The sequence below is a fragment of the Variovorax sp. YR750 genome (assembly GCF_900109805.1).
Taxonomy (GTDB): domain Bacteria; phylum Pseudomonadota; class Gammaproteobacteria; order Burkholderiales; family Burkholderiaceae_C; genus Variovorax; species Variovorax gossypii.
On sequence record NZ_FOBJ01000005.1, the window covers coordinates 117,904 to 138,734 of the forward strand.

At 67.5% G+C, this 20,831-nt stretch carries 18 protein-coding genes and 3 tRNA genes; 13 read left to right on the plus strand and 8 right to left on the minus strand.

Features of this window, described 5'->3' with window-relative positions; all coding sequences use genetic code 11:
• The first annotated feature begins 13 nt into the window (after positions 1-13).
• The 3 genes from BMY35_RS12240 (at position 14) to BMY35_RS12250 (ending at position 943) form a co-directional block, all read left to right on the plus strand.
• On the plus strand, positions 14-220 hold the full coding sequence (locus tag BMY35_RS12240; RefSeq protein WP_093198789.1) for a short-chain dehydrogenase: 207 nt from the start codon (positions 14-16) through the stop codon (positions 218-220).
• Between the two features lie 31 nt (positions 221-251).
• Positions 252-325 (plus strand) — tRNA-His (locus tag BMY35_RS12245).
• Between the two features lie 54 nt (positions 326-379).
• A complete protein-coding gene (locus tag BMY35_RS12250) occupies positions 380-943 on the plus strand; it encodes an HNH endonuclease (RefSeq protein ID WP_093198792.1) in 564 nt (187 codons plus the stop codon).
• 91 nt (positions 944-1,034) lie between these two features.
• On the opposite strand, the gene BMY35_RS38285 is transcribed toward BMY35_RS12250, so the two are convergent.
• A complete protein-coding gene (locus tag BMY35_RS38285) occupies positions 1,035-1,211 on the minus strand; it encodes a hypothetical protein (protein ID WP_170217099.1) in 177 nt (58 codons plus the stop codon).
• 272 nt (positions 1,212-1,483) lie between these two features.
• Here BMY35_RS38285 and BMY35_RS12255 point away from each other — a divergent pair, with 272 nt between their 5' ends.
• Positions 1,484-1,906, plus strand: a complete 423-nt coding sequence (locus BMY35_RS12255; RefSeq protein ID WP_093198794.1) for a hypothetical protein — start codon at positions 1,484-1,486, stop codon at positions 1,904-1,906.
• Between the two features lie 92 nt (positions 1,907-1,998).
• Here BMY35_RS12255 and BMY35_RS12260 read toward each other — a convergent pair.
• Positions 1,999-2,074: transfer RNA gene (locus BMY35_RS12260), tRNA-Lys, on the minus strand.
• 140 nt (positions 2,075-2,214) lie between these two features.
• Here BMY35_RS12260 and BMY35_RS12265 point away from each other — a divergent pair.
• Positions 2,215-2,922, plus strand: a complete 708-nt coding sequence (locus tag BMY35_RS12265; RefSeq protein WP_093198797.1) for an SDR family NAD(P)-dependent oxidoreductase — start codon at positions 2,215-2,217, stop codon at positions 2,920-2,922.
• Between the two features lie 61 nt (positions 2,923-2,983).
• Here the strand turns inward: BMY35_RS12265 and BMY35_RS12270 are convergent.
• A tRNA-Ala gene (locus BMY35_RS12270) sits at positions 2,984-3,059 on the minus strand.
• Between the two features lie 89 nt (positions 3,060-3,148).
• On the opposite strand from BMY35_RS12270, the gene BMY35_RS12275 reads away from it, so the two are divergent.
• On the plus strand, positions 3,149-4,015 hold the full coding sequence (locus BMY35_RS12275; protein ID WP_177213624.1) for an alpha/beta hydrolase: 867 nt from the start codon (positions 3,149-3,151) through the stop codon (positions 4,013-4,015).
• Between the two features lie 6 nt (positions 4,016-4,021).
• Here BMY35_RS12275 and BMY35_RS12280 read toward each other — a convergent pair whose 3' ends face one another.
• Complete coding sequence (locus BMY35_RS12280; RefSeq protein ID WP_093198801.1) at positions 4,022-4,999, minus strand: GMP reductase; 978 nt, start codon at positions 4,997-4,999, stop codon at positions 4,022-4,024.
• 207 nt (positions 5,000-5,206) lie between these two features.
• Between BMY35_RS12280 and BMY35_RS12285 the strand changes: the two genes are divergently transcribed.
• Positions 5,207-7,630, plus strand: a complete 2,424-nt coding sequence (locus BMY35_RS12285; protein ID WP_093198803.1) for a UvrD-helicase domain-containing protein — start codon at positions 5,207-5,209, stop codon at positions 7,628-7,630.
• Between the two features lie 43 nt (positions 7,631-7,673).
• On the opposite strand, the gene BMY35_RS12290 is transcribed toward BMY35_RS12285, so the two are convergent.
• From BMY35_RS12290 to BMY35_RS12300, 3 genes are all read right to left on the minus strand, one after another.
• Positions 7,674-8,540, minus strand: a complete 867-nt coding sequence (locus BMY35_RS12290; RefSeq protein ID WP_093198805.1) for a BPSS1780 family membrane protein — start codon at positions 8,538-8,540, stop codon at positions 7,674-7,676.
• Between the two features lie 9 nt (positions 8,541-8,549).
• Complete coding sequence (locus BMY35_RS12295) at positions 8,550-9,611, minus strand: homoserine kinase (RefSeq protein WP_093198808.1); 1,062 nt, start codon at positions 9,609-9,611, stop codon at positions 8,550-8,552.
• Positions 9,612-9,672: 61 nt separating this feature from the next.
• Positions 9,673-10,044, minus strand: coding sequence for a hypothetical protein (locus tag BMY35_RS12300; protein WP_093198812.1), 372 nt, complete (start codon positions 10,042-10,044; stop codon positions 9,673-9,675).
• Between the two features lie 97 nt (positions 10,045-10,141).
• On the opposite strand from BMY35_RS12300, the gene polA reads away from it, so the two are divergent.
• The 6 genes from polA (at position 10,142) to BMY35_RS12330 (ending at position 19,587) form a co-directional block, all read left to right on the plus strand.
• The gene (polA, locus tag BMY35_RS12305; RefSeq protein WP_093198815.1) at positions 10,142-12,961 is read left to right on the plus strand and encodes a DNA polymerase I; all 2,820 of its coding nucleotides are present in this window, start codon (positions 10,142-10,144) and stop codon (positions 12,959-12,961) included.
• A 66-nt stretch (positions 12,962-13,027) separates the two neighbouring features.
• Positions 13,028-14,320 (plus strand): M20/M25/M40 family metallo-hydrolase, encoded by a 1,293-nt coding sequence (locus BMY35_RS12310; RefSeq protein WP_371287161.1) that lies wholly within the window; start codon positions 13,028-13,030, stop codon positions 14,318-14,320.
• Between the two features lie 20 nt (positions 14,321-14,340).
• Positions 14,341-15,243, plus strand: a complete 903-nt coding sequence (locus tag BMY35_RS12315; RefSeq protein ID WP_093198818.1) for a LysR family transcriptional regulator — start codon at positions 14,341-14,343, stop codon at positions 15,241-15,243.
• Positions 15,244-15,284: 41 nt separating this feature from the next.
• Positions 15,285-15,641, plus strand: a complete 357-nt coding sequence (locus BMY35_RS12320) for a hypothetical protein (RefSeq protein ID WP_093198822.1) — start codon at positions 15,285-15,287, stop codon at positions 15,639-15,641.
• Positions 15,642-15,758: 117 nt separating this feature from the next.
• Positions 15,759-17,996, plus strand: coding sequence for a TonB-dependent receptor (locus BMY35_RS12325; RefSeq protein WP_093198827.1), 2,238 nt, complete (start codon positions 15,759-15,761; stop codon positions 17,994-17,996).
• A 16-nt stretch (positions 17,997-18,012) separates the two neighbouring features.
• Positions 18,013-19,587, plus strand: coding sequence for a PepSY domain-containing protein (locus tag BMY35_RS12330; protein WP_093198830.1), 1,575 nt, complete (start codon positions 18,013-18,015; stop codon positions 19,585-19,587).
• Here the strand turns inward: BMY35_RS12330 and BMY35_RS12335 are convergent.
• Positions 19,520-20,746: a D-amino acid dehydrogenase gene (locus tag BMY35_RS12335; protein WP_093198833.1), complete on the minus strand. Its 1,227-nt coding sequence runs from the start codon at positions 20,744-20,746 to the stop codon at positions 19,520-19,522. The two genes, BMY35_RS12330 and BMY35_RS12335, sit on opposite strands and share 68 nt — an antisense overlap.
• Positions 20,747-20,831 lie beyond the last annotated feature (85 nt).

Sequence of the window (20,831 nt, forward strand, 5' to 3'; positions counted from 1 at the left end):
CCGAGGAGCCGCCATGCGCAAGCGCAATACCCCGATCCGGATGATCGCCGTCCGCCCGGCACAGCCGCGCGAGCGCGGCACGGTGCTGGGCCTGGCCCTGGCCCGGCGCTTCGGCCTCATGGCCGGTACGCGCTCCTCGAGCTCGTGCGAGCAGAGTCGCGAGTCGCCGCTCGAAGCACTCGATCTCGACCAGCGCGTTCGCGCGGTCGGCGAGTGGTGAGCTGGTCACCCGCCTGTTCTTCATCTTCATGGTGCGCGTAGCTCAATGGCAGAGCCGCGGGTTGTGGTCCCGCTGACGACGGTTCGATTCCGTTCGTGCACCCCATGACTGCGTTTCGCTCGTCAACCTCGCACCCATCGCCGCGAAAGGAGGCGATTCATGCACCCTCACGTCCTGCAACTCGATATTCAGGGCACGCCGCAAGCCTGGATCTCGCTGGAGCAGGCGGTGTTGCACTACGCGACCGGCTCGGTCGCCTGGGAAGACGGCGACCTGCCGCTGGCCACGCTGCGCGGCGGCTTCAATGTGGCGCGCGGTGTGCAGTCGCGCATCGAAGTGGCTCCGATCATCGCGCTGCGCGGTGCGTCGAAGATCAATCTCTTCGACGTGATCCCGAGCGTCACCAAGAGCAAGCTGCTGCGCCGCGATCGCTACACCTGCGCCTACTGCGCGGGCGTCTTCCACGAACGCGAGCTGCAATGCGAGCACGTGCTGCCCGAGTCGCGCGGAGGTCCGTGGACCTGGACCAATCTCGTGAGCGCATGCGCGGTCTGCAACAACCGCAAGGCCGCGCGCACGCCGGAGGAGGCAGGGATGCCTCTGGTCTACCTGCCTTACGTGCCGAGCCGCTACGAGAACTTCCTGCTCGAAGGTCGCAACATCCGCGCGGACGTGCACGAATGGCTGGCGAAGCGGCTGCCCAAGGGCTCGCGGCTTCAGTAGGGGCGGGATCGTGATCCGGTCCTTCGCCCATGAAAAAAGCCCGCTGTCCTCAAGACAGCGGGCTTTTGCTCGTGCGGGAGGGCCCAGGCGGTCAGCGCCCGATGCCGAAGAAGCGATAGGCGATCACGCCAGCTGCTGCCAGGCCGCCCACGATGGCCAGGATCACCTTGGTTGCACGGCCCGAGCCGCGCTTCGAGCGTGGCCAGTGGTCCGGCCCGATCAGGTCGATGGGGACGGTGGGTTTGCCTATGTCGGACGCCTTTTCCATGGGAGGAAATATAGCTCACGCCCGAAAGCGCGGTCCGGGGCCGGACGCATTCCGTGGCCTCGGTGCATTGGCTTCGAATCCGGCTGCGGCCAGGCAAAAAAATACCCGCATGAGCGGGCCGAACGAGCCTTCTGGCTTCGAGTGGGTGTCCCTGTGTCTTTCTTGTTGCGCTGCGTGACAGCGCGTACAAGATGCCATGCCGGACCGGTGTCGTTTGCAACTTGGGTGCAAGATGACTTGCATGTGATGAACAAAACCGTGAAATATTTCCTATGAACAGAAAGATCATCCTCGAAAGCTTGATGCGCGCATTGGATAGCTGGGTTCGCAACGCTTCTGCGGCGCAACTCTGGCAGGTGCACAAGACAGGCGGCCTCGGAGCATTGATCGATGCCGACGAGGAGGTGGTGCAGGTGCGCATCGTCCTCGGCGGCTCGCGCGATGCGTTGTCGAACATCGGCAAGACCGATGGACGGTTGCCCGTCACCGAGGCCTTTCTCGGCAGCGCGGCCTGGGGAGCGCCGCCGGCGCAAGGAAGCCCGGAGCGTGAGCAGTGGTTCCTGTCGAGCGAACTTGCGCAGACGCATGCGCGCCAGTACCTGGTGGCCGAGGTGGGCGAGCGGCGCGACCTGCTCGAGCGCTGCGTCGACGAGTGGATCGCGCAACGGGGAGCCGGGCCCGAAGCGATCCAGTGATCGGAGCAGCCAAAGAAAAAGCCTCCTCAGGAAGACCATGAGGAGGCTTTGACGAAAAAATAGCGCGGAGACCGCGCTATTTTTGGTGTTGGTGGTGGGCCCTGAGTGACTCGAACACTCGACCTACGGATTAAGAGTCCGCTGCTCTACCAACTGAGCTAAGAGCCCTTGCTTTGAAAGCGTTTAGTGTTTTCTGGCAAGACCACGAGTATATCCCAGAATTTCTGACTTTCCAAAAAATTTGTGAGTCGCGGCGTTAGGATTCATCATCACCGACGGGGCAGGGCCCCTCAATCAGGAGAACTTCGATGAGCGACGCACAGACCACCCCCCATGTCCTGATCACCGGCGCCGCAGGCGCACTGGGCCGCGCGGTCGCGCAGCATTTCATCGATCAGGGCGCGCGCCTCGCGTTGGTAGATCACCATGCAGGTCGCCTGGCCGAGGTGTTCCCGGGTCTCGACAACTCCCACCACCTCCTGCTCGCGGGAGACGTGACTTCCACTTCCGAGATGGCGGCTCTCGCGGAGCAGGCACTCAAGTCCTTCGGCCGCATCGACACGCTGGTGCACATCGCGGGTGGTTTCGAGATGGGCGAGGCCACGCATGCACTCACGCGCGCGAGCTGGGACCGGATGATGAACCTCAATGCCTGGTCGTTCGTCGCAGTGACGCAGGCCGTGCTGCCCTCGATGATCGAGCGGCGCGCGGGCAGCGTCATCGCCGTCACAGCCAAGGTCGCTGCGCGCGGCGTGCCGGCCATGGCCGCGTATATCGCGTCGAAGAGTGCGCTGCAGCGGCTGGTGGAAGCCATGGCGGCGGAAGCGGCGCCGCATGGCGTCAACGTCAACAGCGTCGCGCCGAGCGTGCTCGATACACCCGCCAACCGGCAGGCGATGCCGGATGCGAATCCGGCCGACTGGGTGTCGACTTCGGTCGCTGCCCAGACCATCGGTTTTCTCGCATCGCCTGCGGCCGCGGCGCTGCACGGCCAGCATCTGACGCTCGACACCTGAGCCGATCGCGAGAGAAAAAGAAAAAGGCCTTGGCGGATGCCAAGGCCTTTTTCGTATCGGTTGGTGGAGAGGAGGAGGATCGAACTCCCGACCTCCGCATTGCGAACGCGGCGCTCTCCCAGCTGAGCTACCCCCCCAACGCAAGGCGAATTTTAACCGGAACTCCCGTTTTGGCGCATGCCGCCGTGCCAAGATGCGCCCCTCGCGAAACACGGAGCAAGAGCGCATGACCTCGTTCGATCCTGCCTGGCTGGAAGGCATGTACAACAACCTTGCGAGGGTCAAGGATCACCCCGCATATTTCGAGCGCTGGGCGCGTGAATCCGCTGCGGCGCGGGAGGCCCTGCCGGCCCGCATCGACCTGCCGTACGGCCAGGGCGCGAACGAAACTCTCGATATCTTTCCTGCGCCGGTGCCCGATGCCCCGGTGATGGTCTTCATCCATGGCGGCTACTGGCGCGCGATGGACAAGAAGGACCATTCCTTCATCGCTCCAGCCTTCAGCGACCGCGGTATCTGCGTGGTCCAGCCCAACTACGCGCTTTGTCCCGGTACGCCGGAGCAGCCCGTCACGGTGCCCGGAATCATGCTGCAGATGGTGCGTGCACTCGAGTGGACATGGCGCCACATCGCCGCCCACGGCGGCGATCCGACACGGATCACCGTCGTGGGCCACTCGGCCGGCGGACACATGGCAGCGGCGCTGCTGGCCTGCGACTGGAAGGCAGTTGCGCCCGACCTGCCTGCGCACCTGGTGCGCAACGCGCTGTCGATCTCTGGCCTCTACGATCTGCGCCCGCTGCAGCGCACGCCGTTCCTCGAGAACACGCTGAAGCTGACCGATGCCGACGTCCTGCGCGCAAGCCCCGCCTCGTGGCCCGCGCCGAAGCGCGGCCAGCTGTACACGGTGGCCGGCGGCAGCGAAAGCGGGGAGTTCATCCGCCACAACGCGATGATCCGCGACGCGTGGGGCCGCAACACCGTGCCGGTGTGCGAGGTGCTCCCAGGGCTCAACCACTTCGACGTGGTCGATGCGCTCGCCGATCCGGCGCACACGCTGCACCGGCACGCGGTGCAGCTCCTGGAAGCCTGAAGGTCGTTACATCAGCAGGTGTTCGCCTGCGTTGTCGCCGCCCAGCGTGACGTAGTTGACCTTGCGGATGTCCATCAGCGTGCGGCCGCCCGCGTAGCTGATGGAGCTCTGCACGTCCTGCTCCATTTCGACCAGCGTGTCGGCCAGCTTGCCCTTGATGGGCTCGAGGATGCGCTTGCCCTCGACGTGCTTGTATTCGCCCTTGTTGAAGTCGCTGGCGGAGCCGTAGTACTCCTTGAAGAGCACGCCGTCGACCTCGACGGTCTTGCCCGGCGACTCCTCGTGGCCCGCGAACAGCGAGCCGATCATGACCATCGAGGCGCCGAAGCGCACGCTCTTGGCGATGTCGCCGTGGTCGCGGATGCCGCCGTCGGCAATGATCGGCTTGGTCGCCACGCGGGCGCACCACTTCAGCGCCGACAGCTGCCAGCCGCCCGTGCCGAAGCCGGTCTTGAGCTTGGTGATGCAGACCTTGCCCGGGCCGATGCCGACCTTGGTCGCGTCCGCGCCCCAGTTCTCGAGGTCGATCACCGCTTCGGGCGTACCCACGTTGCCGGCGATCACGAAGGTCTTCGGCAGCTTCTGCTTGAGGTAGCCGATCATGTTCTTCACGCTGTCGGCGTGGCCGTGCGCGATGTCGATCGTGACGTACTCGGGCACGAGGCCCTGGGCCACCAGCTGGTCGACAGTGTCGTAGTCGGCCTTCTTCACGCCGAGCGAGATGGAAGCGAACACGCCCTTGCCCTGCATGTCCTTGACGAACTTGACGTTGTCGAGGTCGAAGCGGTGCATCACGTAGAAGTAGCCGTTCTGCGCCAGCCACAGGCAGATCGACTCGTCGACCACCGTCTTCATGTTGGCGGGCACCACCGGCAGGCGGAAGCTGCGTTCGCCCAGCACCACGCTGGTGTCGCACTCCGAGCGGCTCTCCACGCGGCACTTGCGCGGGAGAAGAAGGATGTTGTCGTAATCGAAAATCTGCATGACCAGGCTCCTAGGAAGGAATCGTTGAAGGAAACGAATGAGCGCTTGGTCCGGCCGGCTTCTGCGGTGCGTTTTGCATATGAAACGCCCACAAAAAACCGGGCGCAAGAAACTTGGGCCCGGTGATTGATTTTACGCGGACTCGCGAACGCAGGTCTTCTGCTTCTTCATATAACCCGCATACGCCGTGGTTTCTACAATTGGAGGATGTTGTTTAACGATCCTGCGGCTGACGATGCCCACTCCCCAGCGCTGCCGCTGCTCCAGAACCTGAACGCGGAGCAACTCGCCGCGGTCACGTTGCCCGAAGGCAACGCTCTCATCCTGGCAGGTGCCGGCTCCGGCAAGACGCGCGTGCTCACCACCCGCATCGCCTGGCTGCTGCAGACGGGCCAGGTTTCCGCAGGTGGCATCCTGGCCGTGACCTTCACAAACAAGGCCGCCAAGGAAATGATGACGCGGCTGACGGCGATGCTGCCCGTCAACGTGCGCGGCATGTGGATCGGCACCTTCCACGGTCTGTGCAACCGCCTGCTGCGCGCGCACTGGAAGCTCGCCAACCTGCCTTCCACCTTCCAGATCCTCGACACGCAGGACCAGCTTTCAGCCATCAAGCGCCTGATGAAGCAGTTCAACGTCGACGACGAGCGCTTTCCGGCCAAGCAGACCCAGTGGTTCATCGCCGGCGCCAAGGAAGACGGCCTGCGCCCCGACGCCATCGAGGTGCGCAGCGACGACGACCGCAAGAAGGTCGAGCTCTATCGCCTGTACGAAGAGCAATGCCAGCGCGAAGGCGTGGTCGATTTCGGCGAGCTCATGTTGCGCAGCTACGAGCTGCTGCGCGACAACGAGCCGGTGCGCGAGCACTACCAGCGGCGCTTCCGCCACATCCTGATCGACGAGTTCCAGGACACCAACCGCCTGCAGTACGCGTGGATCAAGATGCTCGCGGGCAATACCGTCGAAGGCCGCTTCGTGCCCGGCCAGCACAACAGCGTGATCGCCGTGGGCGACGACGACCAGAGCATCTATGCCTTCCGCGGTGCGCGCGTGGGCAACATGACCGACTTCGTGCGCGAGTTCGACGTGCGCCACCAGATCAAGCTGGAGCAGAACTACCGCAGCTACAGCAACATCCTCGACTCCGCCAACGAGCTCATCGGCCACAACAAGAAGCGCCTGGGCAAGAACCTGCGCACCGACCAGGGGCCGGGCGAGCCCGTGCGCGTGTACGAGTCGCCCACCGACCTGGCCGAGGCGCAGTGGATGGTCGAGGAAATGCGCCAGCTGGTGCGCGACGGCTACGAGCGCAAGGAAATGGCCGTGCTCTACCGCAGCAATGCGCAGAGCCGGGTGATCGAAACCGCGCTCTTCAATGCCTCCGTGCCGTACCGCGTGTACGGCGGATTGCGCTTCTTCGAGCGCGCTGAAATCAAGCACGCGCTGGCCTACCTGCGCCTGCTCGAGAACAAGGACGACGACACCAGCTTCCTGCGCGTCGTCAACTTTCCGCCGCGCGGCATCGGCGCACGCACGCTCGAAACCCTGCAGGACGCCGCGCGCGCGGCCAACCGTTCGCTGCACGACGCGGTGAGCGTGGTCGGCGGCAAGGCCGGCGCCAACCTCACGGGCTTCGTCGCCAAGATCGACGTGCTGCGCGAGCAGACGCAGGGCGTGAGCCTGCGGGAGATCATCGAACTGGTGCTCGACCACAGCGGCCTCGTCGAGCACTACAAGGCCGACCGCGAAGGCGCCGACCGCATCGAGAACCTGGACGAACTGGTGAACGCGGCCGAGAGCTTCGTCACGCAGGAAGGCTTCGGCCGCGACGCCGTGGCGCTGCCCGTCGACGAGCTGCGGCAGTCACCCGCGAGCCAGGGTATCGACCCGAGCCGCCCGGTGCTCGACGAGCCGCTCGCACCCGATGCCGAGACCGGCGAAACGCTGAGCCCGCTGGCCGCCTTCCTCACGCACGCCGCGCTCGAATCGGGCGACAACCAGGCGCAGGCGGGGCAGGACGCCGTGCAGCTCATGACGGTGCACGCCGCCAAGGGCCTGGAGTTCGACTGCGTGTTCATCACCGGCATGGAGGAGGGCCTGTTCCCGCACGAGAACTCGATGAGCGATTTCGAGAGCCTCGAGGAAGAGCGCCGTCTGATGTACGTGGCGATCACGCGCGCCCGCAAGCGCCTGTACCTGAGTCACTCGCAGACCCGCATGTTGCACGGCCAGACCCGCTACAACGTCAAGAGCCGTTTCTTCGACGAGCTGCCCGAGAGCGCCCTCAAGTGGCTCACGCCCAGGAACCAGGGCTTCGCGCCCTCGGCCTTCGGCTACGGCGGCGGCTATGGCAGCACGCGTGGTGGCTCCGGTGGATACGGCGGCGGCTACGGCGGCAGTTCGGGCGGAAGCCGCGACAAGGACACCTTCGCCAGCCCGCCCGTGCCGCCGCAGAAGACTGCGCCCTCGCACGGCCTGCGCTCGGGCATGCAGGTGTTCCACAACAAGTTCGGAGAAGGTACGGTGACCGCGCTGGAAGGTAGCGGCGACGACGCGCGTGCGCAGGTCAAGTTCGCGCGCCACGGCGTGAAGTGGCTGGCGCTGTCGGTGGCGAAGCTCACGCCGATCTGACGCTGCCGGAAGGGCTGGGGAGCGTCGCCGGCCGCGGCGGCGTTCAGTCCGGATTGAAGGTGTCGCGGAAGGTGAACCAGTTCGACGCCTGCGCCATCGCGGCGAGCGTCATCACCGTGCCGAGCATCAGGATGTTGCCGGCGGTCATCGCGCCGGTGCCCGAGCCCAGCGAGCCCACGCCGATCACGATGGTGCCGACCAGCGCCGCTGCCAGCAGGCCGAGCAGCAGCACGCCGCACCATGCGAGCCAGTACAGCGCGTAGGCGCCGAAATTCCGGAACATCGCGACCAGGCTGAAGAAGATGCTCTTCACCGGCTCCACGCGGTGCCAGTGGACCAGCGCGGGTGCGTGCCACATCGCCGCGACCAGCGGCAGCGCGAGGCACATCTGGAGCAGGTTCGCCATCTGGAAGCGGCTGCTTTCGAGTACTTCCTTCGCCGGAGCTTCGCCGAGGAAATAGCTGCGCATGAACTGGCCGCCGTCGACCAGCGCCGTCAGGAACACCGTCAGGAAGCAGTACACGGCCGAGATCACGCCGAGCACGGCCAGCGAGCGCCATTCCGTGCGCATGGCGCGAGCCACCGACAGGAACATGATCGCGCCCGTCGGCCGCTTCAGGCCGCCCGTGGTGTCCGCAGGGAAGTCGGTGCCGGTGGAGGTGCCGTTGTTGTTGCCGTTGCCTCCCGAGGCGTCGGCCACCGACGCTGCGGCCATGAAGCCCAGCGTGGAGAAGGGCAGCAGCACGAACGGCAGGAACTTGCCGATCAGCGGAAGCTGGGAGATGGTCGAGATCAGCGCCATGAACATCAGGAACAGCGACACGAAGGCCAGCGGCTGTCGCCAGAAGTTCTTGAGCCCGAGGCGGACCCATTCGACGCCGGTTCGCGCCGGCACGAGGTTGAGTTTCATGTGTGAAGGTCAGGCAGCCAGCAGCGGCTCGAGGGCCTGCGCCATGGCATGCGGATGGGTGGCGCGGTCGCGCAGCACGCGCTCGAAGTGCGTGGGGTCATGGGGCTTGAGCATGCTCGCCTCGCGCGGCAGGTGGAAGTCCCAGAGACGGGAGATCCAGAAGCGCAGCGCCGCGGCGCGCAGCATCGCGGGCAGCAGGGCGCGCTCGGCCGCGTTCAGCGTGCGCACGCTCTCGTAGGCCGACAGCAGCGCGTCGGCGCGCTCGGGGTCGTGCCGGCCGGTCGGCAGGTCGATGGCCCAGTCGTTCAGGCACACGGCCAGGTCGAACAGCCAGGTGTCGGTGCCGGCGAAGTAGAAGTCGAACACGCCGGTCAGCCGCGGGGCGTCGCCTGCGTCGCCATCGGTTGCGAACATCACGTTGTCGCGGAACATGTCTGCATGCACCGGCCCGCGCGGCAGGGCAGCGTAGGCTGACGACTCGGCAACGTGGTTCTGGTAGGCCAGCTCGGCGCGCAGCAGGTTCGCCTGCGATTCCTCGATGTACGGCAGCACCACGGGCACCGTCTCGTTCCACCAGGGCAGGCCGCGCAGGTTCGGCTGGATGCGGGGGTAGTCGCGCCCCGCGAGATGCATGCGCGCCAGCATCGCGCCCAGTTCGGCGCAATGCGCAGCGCCGGGGGCCAGCTCGCTGCGGCCCGAGAGCTTCTGCACCACCGCCGCGGGCTTGCCGGCCACGACGTGCAGCAGGTCGCACGCGGCTTCGGCGGGTACCGGGGGCTGCTGGCCCTTGCGGGGCTTCTCGGGAGCATCGGGCGTGGGCATCGCCACGGGCGCAGGCACCGGCAGGCCTGCGCCGGCCAGGTGCTTCATCAGACAAAGGTAGTACGGGAGCTGCTCTGCGCTCAGGCGCTCGAACAGCGTCAGCACGAACTCGCCGGACTCGGTGGTCGCGAAGTAGTTGGTGTTCTCGATGCCGCCCTCGATGCCGCGCAACTCGCGCAGCGGGCCCAGGCCCAGGCTCTGGACGAGCGCGTCTGCCTCGCCGAAGCCGACTTCGGTAAAAACTGCCATGGAGGTACTCAGCGCCGCATTGCTGTCGCGAAAACCGGAAAGGAGACTGCCTCCGTCACGGTCAGAACTTCATCACGTTCCAGACGCGGGGGCCGTTGGCGCCCGTTTCGCTCGAACCCTGGCGGCCCGTGGCGGCGTCGGCCGGCAGCACTTCGTAGCCCGGCATGTTCGACTTGGGCTTGACGTTGATGCTCTGCGTGCGGCCGCCATAGCGGACTTCGTCGACAGAGGCGCCGCTGTCCTCGGTGTGGATGTGCTCGACCTTCTGGTTGCGTCGGCCTTCGGCCTTGGCCTGCTCCTGATTTGGTAGCGCTTCGGCCGGAGCCGCCGCCGGGGCGGGCGCTGCCTGTTGCGCCTGCACGGCGGCAAAGGGGGTTGCGAAGGCCAGCGCCAGCAGGATGCGGCGGGCGACCAGGAGTGTGGAGCTAGGCATGCATGCATTGTAGGCGCGCGCCCGGTTCAGGGGCGTCGGTTGGCACCTCGTGGCGACGTGGTTCCGGGGGCCGTCGCGGGCACGGCAAAATGCCCCGATGACCGACAAGAAAACGCTGCTGCTCGTCGATGGCTCGAGCTACCTCTACCGCGCCTTCCACGCCATGCCCGACCTGCGGGCCGTGCCCGGCGATCCGAAGAGCCCGGCGACCGGCGCCATCCGCGGAATGATCAACATGATGACCGCGCTGCGCCGCGAGGTGCGCGCGGACTACGCAGCCTGCATCTTCGACGCGCCCGGCAAGACCTTCCGCGACGACTGGTACCCCGAGTACAAGGCCAATCGCTCGCCCATGCCCGACGACCTGCGCAGCCAGATCGACCCCATCCACGAAGTGGTGAAGCTGCTCGGCTGGCCCGTGCTCAGCGTGCCCGATGTGGAGGCCGACGACGTCATCGGCACGCTCGCCAGGGTCGCCTCCGCCCAGGGCGTCGAAGTCATCGTCTCCAGCGGCGACAAGGACCTGAGCCAGCTGGTCGACGAGCACATCACCATCATCGACACGATGAACGGCAAGAAGCGCGACGTGGCCGGCGTCACGGCCGAGTTCGGCGTGCCGCCCAACCTGATGATCGACTACCAGACGCTGGTGGGCGACTCGGTCGACAACGTGCCCGGCGTGCCGAAGGTCGGCCCCAAGACGGCGGCCAAGTGGCTGCTCGAATACGGCTCGCTCGACGCCTTGATCGAGCGCGCCGCCGAAGTGAAGGGCGCCGCCGGCGAGAACCTGCGCCAGGCCCTCGGCCAGCTGCCGCTGAGCAGGCGCCTCGTCACCATCCGCACCGACTGTGACCTCGACGGCCACGTCACGGGCCTGCCGTCGCTCGACGGCCTGCCGGTGGGCGCGCCGCAGACGGCCGAGCTGAAGCCGTTCTACGAGAAGTTCGGTTTCAAGAGCCTGGTCAAGGCGCTGGAGGCGCAGGCCGTGCCGCCCGAGCTGATCGAGGAAAGCCTGAAGAAGAAGCCGGGCTCCGCTGCCGCCGGCACCGACCAGGGCGGCCTGTTCGACGAGCCCTCCGACATGCAGGCGCTCGAGGCCGCTTCCCCCGCGAGCAACCTGAAGTACGACACCATCACGACCTGGGAGCAGCTCGACGGCTGGCTCGCGAAGCTCGAGGCGGCCGAGCTCGCCGCCATCGACACCGAGACCACCTCGCTCGACGAGATGGTCGCGCAGATCGTGGGCATCAGCTTCAGCGTCACGCCCGGCGAGGCCGCCTACATTCCGCTCACGCACAACTACCCCGATGCGCCCCAGCAGTTGCCCATCGACGAAGTGCTGGCGAAGCTCAAGCCCTGGCTCGAGAACGGCGCGAAGAAGAAGCTCGGCCAGCACATCAAGTACGACCGCCACGTGTTCGCCAACCATGGCATCGAGGTGCAGGGCTACGCGCACGACACCATGCTGCAGAGCTACGTGCTCGAGGTGCACAAGCCGCACGGCCTCTCGAGCCTGGCCGAGCGCCACCTGGGTCGCAGCGGCATCTCGTACGAAGACCTGTGCGGCAAGGGTGCGCACCAGATCCCGTTCAGCCAGGTCGACATCGCGAAGGCCGCCGAGTATTCGTGCGAGGACAGCGACCAGACCCTCGACGTGCACAACACCCTGTGGCCGCGCCTGCAGGCCGACGAGAAGCTGAGCTTCATCTACCAGCTCGAGATGGATTCGAGCGAGGCGCTCTACCGCGTCGAGCGCAACGGCGTGATGATCGACAGCCCCACGCTGGCCGCGCAGAGCCACGAGCTCGGCAAGCGCATCATGGAGCTGGAGCAGGAGGCCTACGAAATCGCCGGCCAGCCCTTCAACCTCGGCTCGCCCAAGCAGATCGGCGAGATCTTCTTCACCAAGCTGGGCCTGCCCGTGGTCAAGAAGACGCCCAGCGGCGCGCCCAGCACCGACGAAGAGGTGCTCGAGAAGCTGGCGGAAGACTATCCGCTGCCGGCCAAGATCCTCGAGCACCGCAGCCTGTCGAAGCTCAAGGGCACCTACACCGACAAGCTCGGCCAGCTCGCCAACCCGCGCACCGGACGCGTGCACACGCACTATGCGCAGGCGGTGGCCGTCACGGGCCGACTGAGCAGCAACGACCCGAACCTGCAGAACATCCCGATCCGCACGCCCGAAGGCCGCCGCGTGCGCGAGGCCTTCGTGGCGCCTGCGGGCAGCGTGATCGCCAGCGCCGACTACTCGCAGATCGAGCTGCGAATCATGGCCCACATCAGCGGCGACGAGTCGCTGCTGCGCGCCTTCACCGAGGGCATCGACGTGCACCGCGCCACGGCCGCAGAGGTGTTCGGCTCCACGCCCGACCAGGTGTCGAGCGAGCAGCGCCGCTACGCCAAGGTCATCAACTTCGGCCTGATCTACGGCATGAGCAGCTTCGGCCTGGCGAAGAACCTGGGCATCGAGAACAAGGCCGCGGCCTCGTACATCGAGCGCTACTTCGCGCGCTACCCGGGCGTGAAGGCCTACATGGACGAGACGAAGGCGCTCGCCAAGGAGCAGGGCTACGTCGAGACCGTGTTCGGCCGGCGCCTCTACCTGCCCGAGATCAATTCGCCCAACGGCCCGCGCCGCGGCGGCGCCGAGCGCGCGGCCATCAACGCGCCGATGCAGGGCACCGCAGCCGACCTGATCAAGCTCAGCATGGTCAAGGTACAGAACGTGCTTGACGAGGAGAAGCGAGGCACCCGGATGATCATGCAGGTGCACGACGAACTGGTGTTCGAAGTGCCCGAGGCCGAGGTCGAATGGGTGCGCACCGAAATCCCTCGTCTCATGGCCGGCGTCGCCTCGCTGAAGGTACCGCTGCTGGCCGAGATCGGCGTCGGGCCCAACTGGGACAAGGCGCACTGACGGCTTCACTTCATTGAAAAAGCAGAGAACGAGACGAGACAACCAACCGAGAAGAAGCAAGCAGAAATGATCCAATTCCCGCACCGCAAACTCCTGATCGCCGCCGCCTGCGCGGCCTTCCTGGGCACCGCCTTCGCGGCGCCCGACGCCAGCATCGCCGCGCTCGCCGCCAAGGAAAAGCCCGCGCTGCTCGAGACGCTGAAGGAGCTGGTCTCCATCGAGTCCGGCAGCCGCGACCTCGACGGCCTCGAGAAGATCTCCGACCTGATCGCCGCCAGGTTCAAGGCGCTGGGCGGCGAGGTCGAGCTGATCGACCCGAGCGCGGAGGCCTACCGCATGGAAGACACGCCCGAGAAGATCGGCCGCGTGGTGCGCGCCACCTTCAAGGGCACGGGCAAGAAGAAGATCCTGCTGATCGCGCACATGGACACGGTCTACACCGTGGGCATGCTCAACAAGCAGCCCTTCCGCATCGACGGCGACAAGGCCTACGGCCTGGGCATCGCCGACGACAAGCAGGGCGTGGCCGTCATCACGCACATCGTGTCGATGCTGCAGGCGATGAAGTTCAAGGAGTACGGCACGCTCACCGTGCTCATCAACGGCGACGAGGAAATCAGCTCGCCCGGCGCGCGCTCTCTCATCACGCGCATGGGCAGCGAGCACGATGCGGTGCTGTCCTTCGAAGGCGCCTCGGTGAAGGACGACAAGCTCTCGCTCGCCACCGCGGGCATCGCCTCGGTCACGCTGAACGTCACGGGCAAGGCCTCGCACGCGGGCTCGGCGCCCGAGTTGGGCGTGAACGCGCTGTACGAGCTGTCGCACCAGGTCCTGCAGATGCGCGACCTGTCCGACCCGGCCACGGGCCTGAAGATGAACTGGACCATCTCGAAGTCGGGCACCAACCGCAACGTGATCCCGGCCAGCGCCACCGCGGCGGCCGACGTGCGCGTGCTGAAGGTCAGCGACTACGACCGCATCGAGCAGCAGGTGAACGAGCGCGTGAAGAAGCAGCTCATTCCCGAGGCCAAGGTCGAGCTGAAGTTCGAGCGTCGCCGTCCGCCGCTGGAGTCTTCCGAGGCCTCGATCGCCATGGCCCGCCATGCGCAGCGGATCTACAAGGACGAGCTCGGCCTGCCGCTGGGCGCCGACGACAAGGCGGCCGGCGGCGGCACCGACGCGGCCTTCGCCGCGCTCAAGACCAAGGCGCCGGTCGTCGAGCGCTTCGGCCTGCAGGGCTTCGGCGCGCACTCGGCCGATGCCGAATACGTGCTGGTCAACTCGATCGAGCCGCGCCTGTACCTCGGCACGCGCATGGTCATGGACCTGGCTCGCGGCAAGGCTTCCTCCGGCAACTGACACACCAGCCGCCGCTCGCGATGCGCCTGCGCCACATCGAGGTCTTCAACGCGATCATGCTCACGGGCAGCGTGAGCGCGGCGGCGCGGCTCATCAACATCACGCAGCCGGCGGTCAGCCGCACGCTGCAGCATGCCGAGCTGCAGCTGGGCTTTCCGCTGTTCCAGCGCGCCAAGGGCCGGCTCACGCCGACCACCGAGGCGCTCACGCTGTATCCGCACATCGAGCGGCTCTTTGCGCAGCTCGACGAGGTGCAGCGGCTCGCCGCCAACCTGCGCACCGCGGGCGATACGGGCGAGCTGCGCATCCTCAGCGTGCTGGCGCTGAGCTACGACATCCTGCCGCGCGCGCTCAAGGCTTTTCGCGAAAGGCATCCGGGCTACGCGATCACCGTGGAGTCGCTGCATTCGCCGCAGATCATGTCGGCGCTGCTGCTGCAGGAGGCCGACGTGGGCTTCGCCTTCAGCCCCGCGGTGCATCCCTCGCTCACGCAGGAGACGCTGGCCGACAGCCGCATGGTGTGCATCGCGCCCAAGGGCATGCTGCCGCGCGCGCTGGTGCGCAACGGTTCGGCTGCGCTGCACGACCTCGTCGACCGGCCGGTGATCGGCCTGGACAGCCGCGACCCCGTGGGCACCAGCCTGAGCCAGGCCTGCCGGCAGGCGGGCGTGGGCTTCCAGCAGGCGGTGGTCACGGTGCAGACCTACCACGCGGCACTGGCCATGGCGCACCACGGCATCGGCGTGGCGCTGGTCGACGGCTGCACGGCGCGCTCGGCCGACCGCGAGAAGGTCGACGTGCTGATGCTGGAGCCGCAGATCCCGGTGCCGATCCGCGCGCTGCGTTTCGCCGCACGGCCCGACTCGGTGGCGGTGCGCGGCATCACGCGCTGCATGCGCGAGGCGATCGAGCAGACCGTCTAGGAACCGTGGGGCGAAAGCGTGCCGGGCCATAATCCGGCGCCATGCACGCCCTTCGACGCTCCCACTCGCTGTACCGCCTGGTGCTCGCGTGGTTCATGGCGTCGCTGCTGATCGCGACTGCTTCGCCGATCGTGCATCCGCAGGCCATCGAGCTGGTGTGCTCCAGCGCCGGCGCCGTCAAGGCCATCGTCCAGGGCGAGGATGGTCCGGTCGAACTGGGCGCCACCGCCATGGACTGCCCGCTGTGCCTGATTTCCGTGCCGCTTCCCGTAACGGCGCAAATCGCGCTGCCGACGCCGCAGCCGCTGGGGCGCGCGCTGCAGTCCATTCCGGCCGCCCGCATCGCGGCGGCCACGGCTTCGCCGCTTCCTGCGCGCGGGCCTCCGACGCTCTCCTGACACCGTAGCTTCTTCCTTCACCCGCCGCCGTCCGGCCAGGACCCGCGGCGCGGTGAGCTTCCGGTCGTTGCGCGGCCGGCGTCGCCGTCCGGGCGCGCCGCCGCAAAGAGAGATTCCATGTCACGTCGTTCCCTGCTCAGGGGCGGCGCCGTCTTGCGCGGTGCCTTGCCCGTTCTTGTTCCATCCACTTCCACGCTCGGGCTGCTGGCCCTGTTCGGCACGGCCGGCGCGTCGGCCTGGGCCCAGCAATCCGCCACGCCGGTCGCGCCCGCCGTCCATTCCCTGCCGCAGGTCGAGGTCGCCGAGGACGCCATCGCGCCCAACGGCAGGCTCGACCTCGACACGCCTTCGGACACAGCGAGCCGGCTCGGCCTCACGCCGCGCGAGACGCCCGCCTCGGTGACGGTGGTGAACCGCGCCGTCATCGATGCGCGCGGCGCGCAGAACACGCAGGAAATCCTGCGCGCGATTCCGGGCGTGACCGCGCACGACGCGCCGGGCAACCTCGGCGTGAGCTACCGCGGCTTCGGCAGCAACTCCATTGCCCAGCTGTTCAACGGCATCAACGTGCAGTACTCGATCGCGGCCCGTCCGGTGGACAGCTGGATCTACGACCGCGTCGAGGCCATCGGCGGCCCGTCGAGCTTTCTCTTCGGTTCTGGCGCGCTGGGCGGCTCGATCAACTACATCACCAGGATCGCCGAGCGCGGCGACTTCACCGAGGCGCAGCTGCGGCTGGGCACGCAGAACCTCAGGGAGGCCTCGTTCGGGCTCAACCGGCGCATTGCCGGAGACGGCGGCGCCGGCAGCCACTACGCGCGCATCGACGTGAACCGGCGCGAGGCCGACGGCTGGACCGACGGCACGCACGGCAAGGCCACGCAGATGGCGGCCTCGCTGGTGTCCGACTTCGGCGGCGGCCTGAAGCACACGCTGGCCTACGAGTACCAGGACGAGCACGTCGACCGGCCCTACTGGGGAACGCCGGTCCTCAACCCCGTGACCGGCACGATGCGCATCGACCGTGGCATCCGCTTCAAGAACTACAACAGCGCCGACGGCATCTACGCCCAGCGCGTGCAGTGGCTGCGCTCGGTGACCGAGTGGCAGGCCAGCGACGCGCTGCAGTTCAGGAACACCTTCTATGCCTACGACGCGCTGCGCGACTACCGCAACGTCGAGAGCTATCGCTACAACACGGCCAACACGGCGGTGATCCGCTCCGGCGCGCTGCTGCAGCGGCACGACCAGGACCTGGTCGGCAACCGCGTCGAGGGCGTCTACAAGGGGCAGCTCGGCGGCCTGCGCAGCGACTGGGCCTTCGGGCTGGACTTCAGCGTGAACCGGCAGACGCGCTTTCCCAACAGCCTGCCGGCGGTGGTGAGCACGGTGAACCCGTACGTCTTCGCCACCGAGCGCTTCTTCGAGGTGCCTGGCATGGTTCCGGGCTTTCGCCCCGACCGCAGCAACAAGGTCACCACGACGGCGCTCTACCTCGAGAACCGCACCGCGCTGCAGCCCTCGCTGCACCTGGTGACGGCACTGCGCCACGAGCGCATCGACCTCGACCTGGTCAACCGGCGTGCGGTGGATGCCGCGAATCCGGCGACCTTCCATCGCGGCTACAAGCCGACCACCGGGCGCATCGGCCTCGTGTGGGGCGTCGCCCCCGGCGCCAGCCTCTATGCGCAATACGCCACCGCGGCCGATCCGCCCTCGGGCGTGCTTTCCACGGCCTCCTTCGCCGACGTGCGCAACAACAGCGAGCTCACCACGGGCCGGCAGGTGGAGGTCGGCGGCAAGCTCGATTTCTGGCAGGGCAAGGGCACGGCCACGCTCGCGGCCTACAGCATCCGCCGCAGCAACATCGCGTCGCAGGACCCGAACAACAGCGCGCTCACGGTGCTCGTCGGCGAGCAGTCGTCCAAGGGCGTGGAGCTGGCGCTGGGGCTGCAGCCCGCGCCGCAGTGGTCGCTGCAGGGCAACGTCACCTACGTCGACGCACGCTACGAGCGCTTCACGCAGGGCGGCGTTTCGCTCGCGGGCCGCACGCCGACCAACACGCCGGCCGTGGTGGCCAACCTCTGGGCGTCGTATGCCATCACGCCGCAGCTGCAGGCCAGCGCGGGGCTGCGTCATGTCGGAAAGGTCTATGCAGATGCGGCCAACACGACGAGCTGGCCCGCCTACACGTTGCTCGACCTGGGGCTGAGCTGGAAGCTGAGCCGCTCCGTCACCGTGGTGGGCCGCATCCGCAACGTGACGAACAAGGTCTACGCGGCCAACGTGGGCACCACCTTCGCCTACCTCGGCGCGCCGCGCACGGCGGATGTCGCGCTGCGCGTGAGCTTCTAGCGGAAGGGGAGGCGTCATGCATCTCAAGCGCTGGTTGTTTCTTGTCCATCGCTGGCTGGGCGTTGTCGCCTGCGCCTTCTTCGCGATGTGGTTCGTCTCGGGCGTCGTGATGATGTACGTGGGCTATCCCAAGCTCACGGAAGCCGAGCGGCTGCAGCACCTGCCGCCGCTCGACGCGTCGCAGCCGTTCCTGAGTCCCGCTCAGGCGCTTCAGGCGGCGGGCATCCCGGGGCCGCAGCAGTCGCTGCGGCTGGCGGCGGCGAGTGGCGGGCAGGCGGTGTATCTCGCGGTGCCGGCACGGGAGGCCGCAGCCGGCGGGCGCAGGCTCCCACCGGGCAGCGGCACAGTCGTGATCGATGCGCGGACGGGCAGCGTGCTGCGCGAGGTCGATCGCCAGCGGGCGATTGCGAGCGCGCTGGCCTATGCGGGTGCCGGCGTGGCAGCGGACTATCGCGGCACCGTCGACGAAGACGCCTTCACGCATTCGCGCGGGCTCGATGCTCATCGCCCGCTGCATGTGGTCGAGCTCGGCGACGCGCAGGCCACGCGGCTGTACGTGTCGGGAAAAACCGGCGAGGTGGTGCGTGACGCGCCGCGAACAGAGCGCCTCTGGAACTACGCGGGGGCATGGATCCACTGGCTGTACCCCTTGCGCGGTACCGCGCTGGACCCGTACTGGGCCGACATCGTCAACTGGCTCTCCATCGTCGGCATCGCCGTTGCGCTGACGGGAACGGTCGTGGGCGTGATGCGCTGGCGCTTCAGGCGCGTCTACCGCAGCGGCTCGCACTCGCCGTACCAGGGCTTCATGATGCGCTGGCATCACGTCAGCGGATTGCTGTTCGCGATCGTCACGCTGACATGGATCTTCAGCGGGCTTATGTCGATGAACCCCTGGCGCGTGTTCGACGGCAAGGCAGCCGCGCTGCGCATCGATGCGATGAACGGCGGCGCGCTGACGGTGAGCGGGGAGGACGCTCCGCCATCTGCCTTGCTGGCCTCGACGGGCGGCGGCGTGCGCGAGCTGAGCTGGGTGCGGCGCGCCGGGCAGACGTTGGTGCTGGCCAGCACAGCCACGGGCCGGCCCGCGGTGCGCGATGCGCTCACCGCGCAGCCGTACGCGCTCGACGCCGAGGCACTGAAGGGCGCGGTCGCACGCCTGTTGCCAGATGCCGTCGCGCGCATCGACGTGCTGCACGCCTACGACATTCACTACTACGCGCGCGAGGCGCACACCATGACCGGCGGCACCGACAAGCCGCTGCCCGTCTGGCGCGTCGTGTTCACCGATGCGCCCGCGAGCTGGGTGCACGTCGATCCGCTGACGGGCACCGTGCTGGGCCGCATCGACAGCCATCGCCGCGCGAGCCGCTGGCTGTTCGCCATGCTCCACAGCTGGGACTGGCTGCCGCTGCTGGAGCGCCGCCCCCTGTGGGACGTGCTGCTGGTCGCATTGAGCCTGGGCGGCGCGGTGCTGAGCCTGACCGGCGTGGTGATCGGCTGGCGGCGCCTCGGCCGCAAGCTCAGGCTGCCGAAGCCGAAAGGTCCAGAGCCTGCGCGACCCGCAGCGCCGAGCCGAAGGCCAGCGTGAAGCCCAGAGCGCCGTGGCCGGTGTTGAACAGCATGTTCAGTGGGGCGCTGCCGAGCCGTCCGATGATCGGCAGCCCCTTGGGCGTGGCAGGGCGCATGCCGGTCCAGGGATGCAGTTCCTCTAGCCGGCTCGCATGCGGGAAGAGGGCGCGCGTGGCGGCCGCCAGCGTCTCGATGCGGGTGGCCGGAATGCTCGCGTCGTGGCCCACCAGCTCGGCCATGCCCGCCACGCGCAGACGCGAACCGATGCGTGCGAACACCACCTTGCGCGCGCTGTCCGTCACGTTCACGCGCGGCGCGGCGCCGGGCGCGGGATCGACTTCAACCGTGATGCTGTAGCCCTTGAGCGGATACACCGGCAGGTAGGCCCCGAGCGCGCGGCCCAGCTTGTGCGACGCGGAGCCCAGCGCCATCACGAAGGCGTCGGCCTCCACGTCGCCTTCGCCGGTGCGTGCCGCGGCGACGCGGTTTCCGTTGCGCACGAAGCCGTGCACGTCGATGCCCGACATGAAGCGCACGCCGCGCGCGCTCAATGCCTTCGTCAGCTCGATGCACACCTTGAGGCAGTCGGCCGCGCATTCGCTGGGCGTATGAACGGCGCCGGCCATATGGCTGCGGTAGCCGGTGAGCGCGGGTTCGATGGCGACGCATTCCTCGGGCGTCACCAGCCGCTGTTCGCTGCCCATGGTGCGCTGCAGTTCGAGCTGCGCGCGTGCGCCTTCGAGCGATGCCTGGCTGGCGTACAGCACCAACTTGCCGGTGGCCGAGAAATCGCAGTCAGGAGAGAGCTCCGCGCGCATCGCCTCGAATTCGATGCGGCTCGAAGCGGCCAGCTCCAGCAGCTTTGCCGTGGTGTCGCGCGATGTCTGCGCGTTGCAGGCCGCGAGGAATTCCATGCCCCAGCGCCATTGCAGCGGATCGAGCTGCGGCCGCAGCTTGAGCGGCGAGGCGGGCGACAGCAGCAGCTTGGGCAACTGCTTCCAGATCGACGGATCGGCCAGCGGCTGAACGTACGAATAGCTGAGCTGCGCGCCGTTGCCGCCGCTCGCGCCCGAGCCGGGCGCGGCGCGGTCGATCACGGTGACCTGATGACCCCGGCGTTCGAGCTGCCAGGCGGTCGCCAGGCCCACGATGCCGGCGCCGAGCACACACACATGCATGGGGGCGACTTTCCGCAAGGAGATTGATTGAGTGAGAACCGAGGTTTCGACTGTAGGTGCGCGCGGCTCGGGGCGGAAATGCCAA